This is a genomic window from Streptomyces sp. NPDC058246, from assembly GCF_042881985.1.
GTDB lineage: Bacteria > Actinomycetota > Actinomycetes > Streptomycetales > Streptomycetaceae > Streptomyces.
On the sequence record NZ_JBHVWZ010000019.1, the window covers coordinates 35,464 to 49,852 of the forward strand.

Consider the following 14,389-nt stretch of genomic DNA (forward strand, 5'->3'; position numbering starts at 1 on the left):
GCCGGCGAGCGCGCACCGGACACACCCCCACTGACGAAAGAGAGTGCCGTGACCCACCGCACCCCCACCCGCCAACTCTCCCTCCAGGCCGTCCTGTTCGACATGGACGGCACCCTCGTGGACACCGAGCGGCTGTGGTGGGAGGCGGTGGAGCAGGTGGCCGACGGGCTCGGGCGCCGGCTGACCGGGGCCGACCAGCCGGAGGTGCTCGGGCGGCCCGTCGAGTACACCGCCGCATGGCTGAGCGGGATCGCGGGCGGCCCGGCCGAGGAGATCGCCGCCGAGCTGCACCGGGAGTTCGCGGCACGCGTCCGCACCGGCGTCGTGCCTCGCCCGGGAGCGCTGCGACTCCTCCAGGAGCTGGCACGCGAGGGCGTCCCCACCGCCCTCGTCACCGCATCGCCGCGCGCGGTCGCCGACACCGTCCTGGAGGCCCTCGGCGCCGAGCACTTCGCCGTCTCCGTCACCGCCGACGACACCGCCCGCACCAAGCCCGCCCCCGACCCCTACCTCGCCGCCAGTCGCGCGCTCGGCGTGGAGCCCGCCGCGTGCGTCGCCGTCGAGGACACCCAGACCGGTGTCAGCTCCGCCGAGGCGGCGGGCTGCGCCGTCCTCGCGGTGCCCTCCCTCGCGCCGATCGCCCCCGCGGCCGGCCGTACCGTCCTCGCCAGCCTGGAGGAGGTGACCACGGCCCGGCTGCGGGCCATGGTCGCGCCCCGCCGGCTGCGGGTGATGAGCTGGAACCTCTGGTACGGCGGCACCAAGGTCGACGACCACCGGGAGAAGCAGCTCAAGGTCATCGCGGAGACGGGCGCGGACGTGGTCGGCCTCCAGGAGACATACGGGACCTCGGCACAGGAGCTCGCCGAAGCGCTCGGCTGGCACCACCACCGGGCGGGCGAGAACCTCGGCGTCATCAGCCGCTACCCGATCACCGCCCGGTTCGGCGACCCGGACGTCGGCTTCTACGGGGGGACCGGCGTACGGATCCGGCTCGACAGCGGCCAGGAGGTGGACGTCTGGAGCGCCCACCTCGACTACACGCCGTACGGCCCGTACGAGGCCGCCTTCGACCGGCTCCCGGCGGACGAGCTGATCGCCCACGAGGCCGTACGGCTGGAACAGATGCGGGAGATCCTCCGGCGGATCGCCGAGTCCGCCGCCGAAGCCACTCCCGTCGTGCTCGTCGGGGACTTCAACGCTCCCTCGCACCTGGACCGGCCCGACGTCGAGTGGCCCGTGACCAAGGCCGCCGAGGACGCGGGGCTGCGCGACTCCTACCGGGAGGCCCACCCCGACCCCGTACGCGATCCAGGGCACACCTGGTCGCCGGTCCACGCGGAGCACGAGGACGGCAGCGGGCGGCCCGAGCCCCAGGACCGGATCGACTTCGTCCTGCACCGGGGCCTCCGTGTGGCCGAGTCCCGCACATTCGTCAGCGGCACCCCGCGCCCCTGGCCCGATGTCGCCGGCAACGACTGGCCCTCGGACCACGCCGCGGTCGTCACCACCTTCACCGTGCCCCACGCCGACTGACCGGGCACGTCCGCGGAGGGGGGCTCTCCCACATATTGAACCGAGAGTCAGTACAGGAAGTCATTGCGGTCCGGGTGTGCCATCCCGTAGGTTGATCCGCGCTCGCTACCAGCGAGTAACGCCGATGGGTAACCACACGTCACCCGGCCACCCGACCGTCCTGCCGTCCTGGGGAGACCCATGCGCTGGCCCTTCGGCCGTCCCGCCACGATCCGTACGCGCATCGTGGCGCTCGCCCTCGCTCCGGTGATCGCCCTCATGGCGCTGTGGAGCTTCGCCATGGTGTCCGTCACCGGTGAACTGCGCGCGCTGGTCCGGGTCCAAGGGGTGTACGACGACTTCGGCACACCGGTCGACACGGCGGTCGGCCAGATCCAGATCGAACGGCGGCTCGCGGCAGCCTACTTGGGGGCGGACCACGGTACGGCGGCCGCCCTCGACCTGATGGAGCAGCAGCGCCGCACCGACCGCGCCGTGACCGCCCTGCGGGACGCCGTCCGGGACGGGGACCGCGGCCGGCTCTCCGATCGGCAGCGGCAGGTGCTCGACGCCATGGTCCACTCCGTCGACGGCCTTGAGGGGCTGCGGGAGCGCGTGCTGTCCCGCCACATCTCCTGGGACCGGGCCGTCGGCGAGTACAGCGCCCTCGTGGAACCGGGCTTCGACGTCCAGTCCGCGCTCACCGCGCTCCAGGCCGGACAGCTGGCGCGCGAGGCCCAGGTCGTCATCGAGCTGGTGCGGGTGCGGGAGTTCGTGTCGCGCGAGGACGCCCTCGTCGCCGGGGCGCGGGCCGCCGGATCGCTCACCGACCGCCAGTACGACACACTCACCGCGACGATCGAGGACCGCCGGATCTTCGAGCGGACGTATGTGCCCGACCTCCCCGCCGACTCGCGCGCACTCTTCGAGGAGTTCCAACGCGGCGACACCTACCGGGAGCTGACCCGGGGCGAGGACGCTCTGCTGCGGGCCGGCGCGCAGCGTGCGGGCGAGGCCGTCGCGGCCCGCTCCTGGCGCACCACCACCGACCGGGCCGTCCAGCGCTACATGCGGCTGTGCACACGGGCGGCCGTCAACTCCGCCGAGCGCGGGCGGACGTTCGCCTACCGGGAGTTGGCCAAGGCCGCGATCGTCGGAGTGCTCGGACTCGCCGCCGTGGCGCTGTCCCTGTGGTTCGCCGTGCGCGGTGCCCGGCGTATCTCGCGCCGTCTGGAGACGCTGCGGGACGCCGCCGACCTGCTGAGCAGCCGCCAACTACCGGACGTCATGCGACGGTTGAGCGCGGGCGAGGAGGTGGACGCCGTCACCGAGGCACCACCCCTGGCCGACGGGGAGGCGGGCGCCGACGAGATCGGCCAGGTCGGCAGGTCCTTCAACGCCGCCCGCCTCGCGGCCGTCGAGGCCGCCGTCCGACAGGCCACCCTGCGTCGCGGGCTGTTCGCCGTCCTCCTCAACATCGCCCGCCGCAACCAGGCCCTCGTGCACCGCCAGCTCAAGCTCGTCGACACGCTGGAGCGGCGCACCAGCGACCCGGACGTCCTGGACGACCTGTTCCGGATCGACCACCTCACCACCCGTATGCGGCGCCACGCGGAGAGCCTGATCATCCTCTCCGGCGCGGCGCCCGGCCGCCGATGGCGACGGCCCGTGCCCCTCGCCGACGTGGTGTCCTCCGCGGTGAGCGAGATCGAGGAGTACGCGCGCGTCGAGATCCCGCCGCTGCCTCAGGTGGGCGTCGCGGCGGACGCCGTCGCCGACGTCGCCCATCTGATCGCCGAACTCGTCGAGAACGCCACCGTGTTCTCGCCGCCGCACACCCAGGTCACCCTGCGCACCGGGCGGGCCGGGGGCGGGTTCGTCCTGGAGATCGACGACCGGGGGCTCGGGCTCGGGCCCGAGCAGATCGAGGAAGCACACCGCACCCTCACCAGTCCGGACGACTTCGACCCCACCCGGCACGACCGGCTGGGGCTGTACGTGGTGGGGCGGCTCGCCGCACGGCACGGCATCGAGGTCACGCTGTGCGGGTCGCCGTACGGCGGTACGACGGCGGTGGTGCTGCTGCCGGAGGCGGTCCTCGCGCCGGTGGAGCCCGAGCGGCCGGAGCCGACGGCGGAAGCCGTGGCGGACACCGACCGGCGTGCGCGGCCCTCCCGGAGGGGGACAGCGGTCCTCCAGGAGAGGCGGACGGACCAGAGGGAGCTGGAGCGGGAACAGGACCGGGAACGGGGCCGGGAACAGGAGCCGGAGCAGGAGCGGGGCGCGAACCCCACGCCGGAAGGCGGCCCGGCTTCGGGTTCGCCCGCCCTGCCCACCCGCGTCCGCCAGGCCTCCCTCACCCCCGAACTGCGCACCGAGAGCCCGGCCGCCGATGAGACACCGGAGCGCGAGCTCACCCCCGAGGAGGTCGGCGCGGTCTTCGCCGCCTTTCAGCGCGGCCTCGACAGGGGTCGTAGGGGCCTGTCCGCGGAAGCCGGCGCCGCGCAGAGAACCGATACCGAGGAAGGGAGGGACGCCGACGATGCGCCCTGACCAGGACCGCGAGCACCCCGCCCAGGACTCCGAGACGCCGGGCACCACCGCCGAACCGTCCGGCGCCACTGCCGAACCGCCGGGCACCACCGACGAACCGCCCGGCACGGAGCTCGGCTGGCTGCTCGACGACCTCGTGGCCAGAACCGACCACGTCTGCCAGGCCGTGCTCCTCACCGCCGACGGGCTTGCGCTGAGCTGCTCGGACGGCATGCGGAGAGCGGACATCGAGCACCTCGCGGCCGTCTGCTCCGGCTTCCACAGCCTCGCCCGTTCGGCCGGTGAGCGCTTCGACGCGGGCAAGGTGCGCCAGACCATGGTGATGCTCGACGACGGCTATCTCTTCATCACCCCGGCAGGCCACGGCAGTCGGCTGGCCGTCCTGAGCGAGGTGCAGACAGACGTCGGACAGCTCGCCCACGAGATGGCCCTGCTCGTCCGCCGCGTCGGCCGCCACATGGCCGCGGCCGTACGGTCGGCCGCCGACCCCGCGGGCCCCTGATCCGCCCGTGCCCGACGACCACTGGTACGAGGACGAGACCGGGTCGATGGTGCGGCCCTACACCGTGACAGGGGGCCGGACCCGCCCCTCGGACCGGCACACGATCGATCTGATGTCGCAGGTCACGGCCCTGGAGACGGACCGTGAGCGGCGCCCGGGCGTGGATCACGCCCGGGCTGCCCTGCTCGACTCGGTGCGTCGCGGACCCCGGCCGGTCGTGGAGCTCGCCGCGGACGCCGACCTGCCCCTGACCGTCGTCCGGGTGCTGCTCGGCGACCTGGCCGAGGCCGGTCTGGTGCGCATCGACACTCCACGGCGGACGGCGCCGGGCGGACCGGCGGCCGACCCGGAGCTGCTGCGCGAGATCGTGGAGCGCCTGCGCGAGCTGTGAGGACGCGGCACCCGAGCCGCGCACCGGCCACGCGCACCGGCCGTGCGACTCCGAGCCGCGCGCACCCGAGCCGCCCGCATCCGAGCCTTGCGCACCGGCCGCCCGCCCCCGAGCCGCGCCCGCCCCCGAGCCGCGCACATCAGGCCGCGCGCACTAGAAGGCGGGCTGCCAGGGCAGCACCGTGAAGTCGCCCGTGCCCTGTTTCACCTTCTCGAAGGGGGCCGAGCTCACGCACTTGGGCAGGTCCTTGGTCTCGACGGGGTTGCCCGTCGAGGCCCAGCTGTAGCCCAGCCGGTCGTGGTGCCCGAGGTCGTGGACCGTGATCCCGACCCTTTTGCCCTTCGCGCCCGGCAGGTCGGAGTCGGTGACCACGCCGGACACGACGGCGACCCTGCCACCGGTGACCAGGCAGTCGACCGTGGCCTTCGCCCAGGCCCCGTCGCCATGGGCGTAGTGGCTCCACTCGAAGGTGCCGGTCGCCTTCTGCGGGTCGTCGTTGTCCCGCGCCGCCAGGTGGGCGTCGAAGGAGAAGGTGATGTCGTCCCCGGCGGATCGGTACAGCTTGGCGGTGCCGGTGAGCGCGGCGGCCTCCCGCCTCTCCTGTTGCCCGGTGCCGTACGCGGCGGCGGATCCGGCCGCCCCGGCACAGAGCAGCACGGCGGCGCCGAGCGCGAGGACCTTCGTACGACGGTTGAGGCGGCTCATGAGGGCCCTTTCTCCAGGTGAAACGGACAGTCACCACTGTTCCGCCGGCGCCCCGCGGGCACATCGTGCCGGGGGCGTCACCGCCCTCCGCCGTCCGGCGGGGACCACGCCTGTGACCTGCGCCTCAAGGGGGACCGGGGCTACGTCTGAGGGTGCGCAACGAATCGCCGCCGGGACCCGGGGGCACGCAACGATTCGTTCAGTGGCACGCAACGGGTTCTTCTTGTCCGGCCGAGCCCGTCGCCCGTACCGTCTAACTGGCCCCTCAAACCCCTCCGTACCGGTGAGGAACACGCATGCGCACAGCCCTGCTCCAGAGCTCCGGCCGCCCCGGCTCGGTCGTCGAGAACCTGAAGGTGCTCGACGAGGCCGCGGGCCGTGCCGCCGCCGCGGGTGCCGGGCTGCTCGTGGCGCCGGAGATGTTCCTGACCGGGTACGCGATCGGCGACGACATCGCCCGGCTCGCCGAGCCGGCCGACGGTGACTCCGCCGACGCGATCGCCGAGATCGCCGCCCGGCACGGTGTCGCCGTCGCCTACGGCTACCCCGAGCGCGCGGGCGAGCAGGTCTACAACTCGGCCCAGCTGATCGACGCCGACGGCACGCGCCTTGCGAACTACCGCAAGACCCACCTCTTCGGCTGCTTCGAGCGCGACCACTTCACCCCCGGCGAGCAGCCGGTCGTCCAGGCCGAGCTCGGCGGACTGCGGGTCGGCCTCATGATCTGCTACGACGTCGAGTTCCCGGAGAACGTCCGCGCGCACGCCGTCGCCGGCACCGACCTCCTCGTCGTGCCGACCGCGCAGATGCACCCGTTCCAGTTCGTCGCCGAGTCCGTCGTCCCGGTGCGCGCCTTCGAGAACCAGATGTACGTCGCGTACGTCAACCGGGTCGGTCAGGAAGGGGAGTTCGAGTTCGTCGGGCTCTCCACGCTGGCCGGACCCGACGGGGTCGCGCGGGCCCGTGCGGGCCGCGGTGAGGACCTGGTCCTCGCCGACGCCGACCCCGCCTTCCTCGCGGCCTCGCGCGAGGCGAACCCGTATCTGAAGGACCGCCGCCCCGGCCTCTACGGGTCCCTCATCTGAACCCCTCTCAGACCTCCCCCTGTCTTTCCGCAGTCTTTCCGCGCAAGGAGTCCGTACCCCATGACGTCCACGGTGCCCAACGCCGTCCAGCACGCCGACGTGCAGCAGCCGCCGATCACCATGTTCGGGCCGGACTTCCCCTACGCGTACGACGACTTCCTCGCGCACCCCGCGGGCCTCGGCCAGATACCCGCGACCGAGCACGGCACCGAGGTCGCGGTCATCGGCGGCGGCCTGTCCGGCATCGTGGCCGCCTACGAGCTGATGAAGATGGGCCTCAAGCCCGTCGTCTACGAGGCCGACGAGATCGGTGGCCGCCTGCGGACCGTGGGCTTCGAGGGGTGCGACCCGTCCCTCACCGCCGAGATGGGCGCCATGCGCTTCCCGCCCTCCTCCACCGCCCTCCAGCACTACATCGACCTGGTGGGACTGGAGACCCGGCCGTTCCCGAACCCGCTCGCCGAGTCGACGCCCTCGACGGTCGTCGACCTCAAGGGCGAGTCGCACTACGCGACCACCGTCGACGACCTGCCGCAGGTCTACCGCGACGTGATGAACGCGTGGAACGCCTGCCTCGAAGAGGGCGCCGACTTCTCGGACATGAACCAGGCCATGCGCGAGCGCGATGTCCCGCGCATCCGCGAGATCTGGGCGAAGCTCGTCGAGAAGCTCGACAACCAGACCTTCTACGGCTTCCTCTGCGACTCGGAGTCCTTCAAGTCCTTCCGGCACCGCGAGATCTTCGGCCAGGTCGGCTTCGGCACCGGCGGCTGGGACACCGACTTCCCGAACTCCATCCTGGAGATCCTGCGCGTCGTCTACACCGAGGCCGACGACCACCACCGCGGCATCGTCGGCGGCTCCCAGCAGCTCCCGCTGCGCCTGTGGGAGCGCGAGCCGGAGAAGATCGTGCACTGGGCGTACGGCACCTCGCTCGCGAAGCTGCACGACGGTGCCCCGCGCCCGGCCGTGACCCGGCTGCACCGCACCGCCGGCAACCAGATCACGGTCACCGACGCGAACGGCGACATCCGTACCTTCAAGGCGGCCATCTTCACCGCCCAGTCCTGGATGCTGCTCTCGAAGATCGCCTGCGACGACTCGCTCTTCCCGATCGACCACTGGACCGCCATCGAGCGGACCCACTACATGGAGAGCTCCAAGCTCTTCGTTCCCGTCGACCGGCCTTTCTGGCTGGACAAGGACGAGGAGACGGGCCGTGACGTCATGTCGATGACGCTCACCGACCGGATGACCCGCGGCACCTATCTCCTGGACGACGGACCGGACAAGCCCGCCGTCATCTGCCTCTCCTACACCTGGTGCGACGACAGCCTGAAGTGGCTGCCACTGTCCGCGAACGAGCGGATGGAGGTCATGCTGAAGTCGCTCGGCGAGATCTACCCGAAGGTCGACATCAGGAAGCACATCATCGGCAACCCGGTGACCGTGTCCTGGGAGAACGAGCCCTACTTCATGGGCGCGTTCAAGGCCAACCTGCCGGGTCACTACCGCTACCAGCGGCGCCTGTTCACCCACTTCATGCAGGACGCGCTGCCCGAGGACAAGCGGGCCATCTTCCTCGCGGGCGACGACATCTCCTGGACGGCCGGGTGGGCCGAGGGCGCCGTGCAGACCGCGCTGAACGCGGTCTGGGGCGTCATGCACCAGCTGGGCGGGGAGACCGACCCGACCAACCCCGGGCCCGGCGACGTCTACGACGAGATCGCGCCGGTGGAGCTGCCCGAGGACTGAGGCCGGGTCGGGTCTCCCTCGGGGTTCAGACCCCGGCCGCCCGCGCCGCCGTGTACACCTCGGCGGCCACGTCCTTGAGCTCCTCCGCGTCCCGCACGGAGCTCTGCAGGTCGAGGAGGATCTCGTCGAGGCCGACCTCGGCGTGGGCCGCGAGGTCCTCCACGATCTGGGTGACGTCGCCCTGGAACGGGCGGCGGTCCGCGCCGTCGTAGGCCTTCGGCGAGTACTGCGCGTTGGTCCGCAGCACCGTCTGGAGCGGATCCGTGCGACCGCGCTCCGCCGCGAAGTCCTGCAACTCGCGCCACTGCGCCGCCAGTTGTTCGGCGCCCAGGCCCACCGGCAGCCAGCCGTCGGCCTTGTCGACGAGCCGCCGCCGGGCCTTCGGGGTGCTCGCCGCCAGCAGGATCGGGATCGGCCGGGCGGGCTTGGGGCCGACCGCGGCCGACGCGATCTTGGTGAGCCTGCCGTCGTACACCACCGGGTCGGGGCCCCAGACCGCTCGGCACACCTCGATCACCTCGTCCAGGACCTGGCCGCGCTCCTCGAAGGGCCGCACCGCCGCCGCCGCGAACTCGTCGAACGACCAGCCGGTGCCCAGGCCCGCGACGACGCGGCCGCCGCTAGCCGCGTCGAGCGTGGCGAGGGTCTTGGCGAGCTGGAAGGGCACATGCAGCGGGGCGATCAGCACGCTGCTGCCGAGCCGGGCCCGCTCGGTGGCCGCCGCCGCGAGGGTCAGGGTCACGAGAGGCTCGGCGACCCCGCGGTACGACTCGGGCCAGGGCAGTCCCTCGATGCCGTACAGACCCTGCGTCGCGGGGTCCGGGAACAGGGCGCGCTCGAAGACCCACAGGCTTTCGTACCCGGTCCGCTCGGCCGCGCGGGCCACGTCGGGCACGTCCCGTCCGAGGTCGTACTGCTTCATCTGGGGGAGGCCGAGGCCGAGGCGTGTCGCCATACCTGTTTGCTCCTTCGCATCCGGGTGTGCTCATCGATCAACGTACAGCGATCCCACAGGAGTTCCGTCGACGACCGCGAGGCGTGGCCGGATCCGTCGACGACCGCGAGGTGTGGCCGGAACTCCTGTGGGACCGCGAGGCGTGACCGGATCCGTCGACGACCGCGAGGTGTGGCCGGATCTCCTGTGGGACCGCGAGGCGTGACCGGATCAGTCCGGCAACGGCGTGAGCAGCATCCGGCCGGCGAAGCCCACCGCCGCGTCGAGGCGGTGCGCGAACTCCTCCGCCAGGTCGGGGAGTCCGCGCAGAGCCCACAGGGCCCGCGCCGCCGACCAGGTCGCGTCGCGCGCCCGCTCCAGGCTCCAGGAACCGAGCAGATGGGTGAGCGGATCGGCGATCTGGAGCACATCGGGACCCGGCATCAGATCTTCGCGGATGCGCTCCTCCATCGACACGAGGAGGTCGCCCACGCGGTCGAACTCGTCCTCCAGATCGGCCGGTTCGCAGCGGAGCGTACGACAACTGTCCACGACGGCCAGCGCCAGATCGTGCCCGATGTGCGCGTTGATGCCCGCGAGCGCGAACTGCAGCGGACGTACACCCGGATGGCGGCGGAACTGCAGCAGAGGGCGCCAGCAGGCAGGCCCCCACCCCTCCTCGGCCACCGCCAGGTAGCGCTCCGCGAACCGCACGTCCAGCGTGATCGCGGCCTCGGGGTCCGGGAACGCCCCGGCGTCCAGGCACCGGTCGACCTCCTCGGTGACGGCGAGGTAGACACGGTTGAAGACCGCGACACCGTCCCGTTCGGGCAGGGTCGCGTCCAGGGTGCGCATACGGGAGACGACCGTGTCCACGGGTGTGAGGATCTGTGCCAACTGCGCCATGGGGGCAGGGTCCCAGTCCTAGGCTGGCCGGAGGGCCGCCGGGCCGGACGCTTCCCCAGAACGGGGGAACGCCAGCGTGGCGGGAGTGGGGGCAGTACGTGTCAGGCTTACGTGCCCAGCGGCTGGCCGCGCGCAGGGCCGACCGCAGGCGGGCGGTCCGGCGCGGCGCCATGCTCGCGGCGGCATCGGTCGTGGTCGTCGTCGGCACGGTGACCGGGATGATGTCCGCGCTCGACGACGGGCGCCCCGCCGACGACGCCAAACCGCTGGTGACCCGCTCGCCGACGCTCCAGCCGCTGCCGGCCCTGCCCACGTCCTCGGCGACCTCCGCCCCGCCGTCCGCCGCGCAGTCCGCCTCCTCGAAGTCGCGTCCGAAGCCCTCCGTGAGCGGAAGGAGGAAGCCGGAGGCCGTGGCCGCCCCCGCCCTGTACCGCCACCCCGACTCCCAGGTCCTCGACTGGGTCCAGGCCCATCCCGGCGACTTTCGGCGTGAGGTCATCGAGTCCCGGATAGCCGACCGCCCGGCCGCCGTCTGGTTCGGGGACTTCACGCCGTCCACCATCACCGCACGGGTCAGGGCGGTGACCTCGGCCGCCGCCGCCGAGGGCCGGGTCCCGGTCGTCGTGCCGTACGCCATTCCGCAGCGCGACTGCGGCGGCGCCTCGGACGGCGGGGCGCCCGGCCTCGCCGCGTACGACGGCTGGATCGACCGCTTCGCGGCGGGGCTCGGCGCCGGTGAGGTCATCGTCATCCTGGAGCCCGACGCGATCGCCCAGTCCGACTGTCTCACCGAGGGCCAACAGGCCGATCGCTTCGCCTCCCTGGCCCGGGCGGGCCGCGTTCTCAAGGCCGCGAACCCCAGGGCGCGGGTCTACTACGACGCCGGCCACTCCGACTGGAACCCGGTGGCCAAACAGGCCTCGCTGCTCGACCAGGCGGGCGCCGCCTCACCCGCCTCCTCCGACGGCATCTTCACCAACGTGTCCAATTTCCACCGTACGAGCGACGAGATCGGCTACGCCCGGCGGGTGCTGTCCGCGCTCCGCGGCCCCGCGAGCCTGGGCGCCGTCATCGACACCAGCCGGAACGGCAACGGCGCCCCGGCCGACGGCGAGTGGTGCGATCCGGCGGGCCGGAAGATCGGACAGGCGCCGACCCTGAGCACCGGAGAGGCCGGGATCGACGCCTATCTGTGGGTGAAGCTGCCGGGCGAGTCGGACGGCTGCAAGGGCACACCGGGGACCTTCTCGCCCGAGTACGCCTATGAGCTGGCGCGCTGAGAGTCCTCGTCGTACGAGGAGGTGCCCTCGTCGAGCAGCGGCTGCTGCGTCTTGAGGTGGGCGGGGGCCATCGCCCGCAGCGCGTGGTATCCGATGATCACGACGAGGGTGCCGAGGGCGATGCCGTTCAGCGAGAACGTGTCCGTGAACTTCAGCGTGACACCGCCGACGCCGATGATGATGCCCGCGGCGGCCGGTACCAGGTTCAGCGGGTTGCGCAGGTCGACCCGGGCGTTGAGCCAGATCTGGGCGCCGAGCAGGCCGATCATCCCGTAGAGGATGACGGTGATGCCGCCGAGCACGCCGCCCGGGATCGCGGCGACGATCGCGCCGAACTTGGGACAGAGGCCGAAGAGCAGCGCGAAACCGGCGGCGGCCCAGTAGGCGGCGGTCGAGTAGACGCGGGTCGCGGCCATCACGCCGATGTTCTCGGAGTACGTCGTGTTGGGCGGGCCGCCGACCGCCGTGGACAGCATCGAGGCGACGCCGTCCGCCGAGATCGCGGTGCCCAGCTTGTCGTCCAGCGGATCGCCGGTCATCTCGCCGACGGCCTTGACGTGCCCGGCGTTCTCGGCGACCAGCGCGATCACGACCGGCAGCGCGACGAGGATCGCCGACCACTGGAAGGACGGCCCGTGGAAGGACGGCAGACCGACCCAGTCGGCCTTGCCGACGCCGGAGAGATCCAGCCGCCAGTGGTCGGTGAGCTTGCCGCTCGCGTCCACCGAGTGGATCTTGCCGAAGATCCGGTCGGCGGCCCAGGAGATCCCGTACCCGAAGACCAGCCCCAGGAAGATCGCGATCCGTGACCAGAAACCGCGCAGGCAGACCAGGGCCAGACCGGTGAACGCCATCACCAGCAGCGCCGTCCACTGGTCCTGCGGCCAGTATGTGGACGCGGTCACCGGGGCGAGATTGAAGCCGATCAGCATGACGACCGCGCCGGTCACGATCGGCGGCATCGCGGCGTGGATGATTCGCGCCCCGAACCGCTGCACGGCGAGCCCCACCAGGAACAGCGCGACGCCGACCACGAAGACCGCGCCGGTCACGGTCGCGCTGGTGCCGCCCTGCGCCCGGATCACGGCCGCGACGCCCACGAAGGAGAGCGAGCAGCCCAGGTAGCTGGGCACCCGGCCGCGCGTCGCGAGCAGGAAGATGACCGTCGCGACGCCGGACATCATGATCGCGAGGTTGGGGTCGAGGCCCATGAGGACGGGCGCGACGAAGGACGCCCCGAACATGGCCACCACGTGCTGCGCCCCGAGCCCGATGGTGCGGGGCCAGGAGAGGCGTTCATCGGGGCGGACGACCGCTCCGGGGGCGGGCGTGTGCCCGTCGCCGTGCAGTTTCCAGCGCACGCCGAGGTCCATGGTGCGACTTCACTTTCTCTGTACGTGAATCTGTCCGGACCATTGTCAGGGGTAACCAGCCGCCCTACGCTCACACGGTCCTACTCATGAACTGCGTTCATATTCCTGATCGGAGTGCTCTATGAGTGCACGACCCCGTCTGGGCGTGCTCCTGGCGGCCGTGGTCGCCCTCGCGGCCGCCGTCGTTCCCTCCGCCGCCGCTCATGCCGCGCCGAAAGTCCCCAGAACCGCGGTCCTCGACGGCGTCCGGATGCAGCAGACCAAGCTCCGCCTCGATCGCGGCGATCCCCAACTCGCCAGGGCGGTCGCGAACGTGACGGCCCGCGCCGACAACTGGCTGGACCAGGGCCCCTGGACGGTCGTCGACAAGCCGAAGCCGGCCCCCGGCGGCGACGTCCACGACTACCTCAGCCAGGCCCCGTACTGGTGGCCCTCACAGCCCAGGACCGCCGACAACCCATGGGGCTGCCCCTACGTCCAGCGCGACGGCCAGCGCAATCCCGAGGTGGACACCGGCACCGACCGTCAGGACGTCGAGAAGGTCTTCGACTCGACCTACGACCTCTCGCTCGCCTGGTACTACACCGGCAAGAAGCAGTACGCGCAGAAGGCCGCCTCCGTCCTGCGCGCCTGGTTCCTCGCCCCGGACACCCGGATGAACCCGAATCTGGACCACGGGCAGTTCATCCCCTGCAAGTACGACGGCCGTGCCATCGGCATCATCGACTTCTCGCAGTCCTACACCAGCGTCCTGGACGCCATCGCGATCCTCGATACGGGCGCCCCCGGCTGGTCCAAGAGCGACCGCACCGCGATGCGCGCCTGGAACACCGACTTCCGCGACTGGCTGGTGAACAGCGACTTCGGCAAGGAGGAGGGGGCCGCCAAGAACAACCACGGCACCTTCTACGACATGCAGCTCGCCGCCCTGGCGTACGCGACCGGCGACCAGGACCTCGCCCGGCGGACCGTGCTGAACGCCCGGTCCCTGCGCATCGACCCGCAGATCGCCGCCGACGGCAGCCAGCCCCAGGAGCTGGCCCGCACCCGCAGCTGGCACTACTCGACCTTCGACCTCGTCGCGTACACCCGCCTCGCGGCCATCGGCCGGCACGTCGGCGTGAACCTCTGGTCGTACCAGGGGCCGGACGGGCAGAGCCTGTTCAAGGCGGTCGACTATCTGCTGCCCGCGGCGACGGGCGCCGAGCCGTGGAACCACCCGGAGCTGGAGTTCCACCGGTTCGCGGCGAGCGACGTCGTGCACGCGGCGGCCGACGCGGGGGACAAGGCGGCGCAGGCGGCGGTGCCGAAGCTCGAAACGCCGCCGGGCGGTGACCTGTGGGTCCTGCGGCCCGCCGCCGAGCAGCTGGACTCGATCGCCGGCTGACCT

At 72.0% G+C, this 14,389-nt stretch carries 12 protein-coding genes; 8 read left to right on the forward strand and 4 right to left on the reverse strand.

Translation table 11 applies throughout. The annotated features are described in order from the left end of the window. Positions 1–48: 48 nt before the first annotated feature. From ACFVXA_RS25590 to ACFVXA_RS25605, 4 genes are all read left to right on the forward strand, one after another. Complete coding sequence (locus tag ACFVXA_RS25590) at positions 49–1,536, forward strand: HAD-IA family hydrolase (RefSeq protein WP_384020524.1); 1,488 nt, start codon at positions 49–51, stop codon at positions 1,534–1,536. A 180-nt stretch (positions 1,537–1,716) separates the two neighbouring features. Continuing rightward, the gene (locus ACFVXA_RS25595) at positions 1,717–4,068 is read left to right on the forward strand and encodes a nitrate- and nitrite sensing domain-containing protein (protein WP_390026833.1); all 2,352 of its coding nucleotides are present in this window, start codon (positions 1,717–1,719) and stop codon (positions 4,066–4,068) included. Further along, positions 4,058–4,570, forward strand: a complete 513-nt coding sequence (locus ACFVXA_RS25600; protein ID WP_390026835.1) for a roadblock/LC7 domain-containing protein — start codon at positions 4,058–4,060, stop codon at positions 4,568–4,570. Before ACFVXA_RS25595 ends, ACFVXA_RS25600 begins: the two co-directional genes overlap by 11 nt. A 7-nt stretch (positions 4,571–4,577) precedes the next feature. After that, positions 4,578–4,961, forward strand: coding sequence for a DUF742 domain-containing protein (locus ACFVXA_RS25605; protein ID WP_383910086.1), 384 nt, complete (start codon positions 4,578–4,580; stop codon positions 4,959–4,961). Between the two features lie 153 nt (positions 4,962–5,114). Here ACFVXA_RS25605 and ACFVXA_RS25610 read toward each other — a convergent pair whose 3' ends face one another. Next, complete coding sequence (locus ACFVXA_RS25610; protein ID WP_362025800.1) at positions 5,115–5,666, reverse strand: Repetin; 552 nt, start codon at positions 5,664–5,666, stop codon at positions 5,115–5,117. Between the two features lie 296 nt (positions 5,667–5,962). On the opposite strand from ACFVXA_RS25610, the gene ACFVXA_RS25615 reads away from it, so the two are divergent. Both ACFVXA_RS25615 and ACFVXA_RS25620 read left to right on the forward strand, forming a co-directional pair. Then, entirely contained in the window at positions 5,963–6,751 is a 789-nt protein-coding gene (locus ACFVXA_RS25615; RefSeq protein ID WP_383741566.1) for a carbon-nitrogen hydrolase family protein, read from the forward strand. A 60-nt stretch (positions 6,752–6,811) separates the two neighbouring features. After that, a complete protein-coding gene (locus tag ACFVXA_RS25620; protein ID WP_362025806.1) occupies positions 6,812–8,506 on the forward strand; it encodes an NAD(P)/FAD-dependent oxidoreductase in 1,695 nt (564 codons plus the stop codon). Positions 8,507–8,531: 25 nt separating this feature from the next. Here ACFVXA_RS25620 and ACFVXA_RS25625 read toward each other — a convergent pair whose 3' ends face one another. Both ACFVXA_RS25625 and ACFVXA_RS25630 read right to left on the reverse strand, forming a co-directional pair. After that, complete coding sequence (locus ACFVXA_RS25625) at positions 8,532–9,461, reverse strand: LLM class F420-dependent oxidoreductase (RefSeq protein WP_390026838.1); 930 nt, start codon at positions 9,459–9,461, stop codon at positions 8,532–8,534. A 210-nt stretch (positions 9,462–9,671) separates the two neighbouring features. Next, positions 9,672–10,346: a DUF5995 family protein gene (locus tag ACFVXA_RS25630; protein WP_383910098.1), complete on the reverse strand. Its 675-nt coding sequence runs from the start codon at positions 10,344–10,346 to the stop codon at positions 9,672–9,674. Positions 10,347–10,516: 170 nt separating this feature from the next. Between ACFVXA_RS25630 and ACFVXA_RS25635 the strand changes: the two genes are divergently transcribed. Then, a complete protein-coding gene (locus ACFVXA_RS25635; protein ID WP_390026886.1) occupies positions 10,517–11,626 on the forward strand; it encodes a glycoside hydrolase family 6 protein in 1,110 nt (369 codons plus the stop codon). On the opposite strand, the gene ACFVXA_RS25640 is transcribed toward ACFVXA_RS25635, so the two are convergent. After that, positions 11,608–12,999 carry a solute carrier family 23 protein gene (locus ACFVXA_RS25640; protein ID WP_362025815.1) on the reverse strand — a complete coding sequence of 464 codons (1,392 nt, stop codon included), beginning with the start codon at positions 12,997–12,999 and terminating at the stop codon, positions 11,608–11,610. The two genes, ACFVXA_RS25635 and ACFVXA_RS25640, sit on opposite strands and share 19 nt — an antisense overlap. A 121-nt stretch (positions 13,000–13,120) precedes the next feature. On the opposite strand from ACFVXA_RS25640, the gene ACFVXA_RS25645 reads away from it, so the two are divergent. Beyond that, positions 13,121–14,386, forward strand: a complete 1,266-nt coding sequence (locus ACFVXA_RS25645; protein ID WP_390026841.1) for an alginate lyase family protein — start codon at positions 13,121–13,123, stop codon at positions 14,384–14,386. Positions 14,387–14,389: the final 3 nt, after the last annotated feature.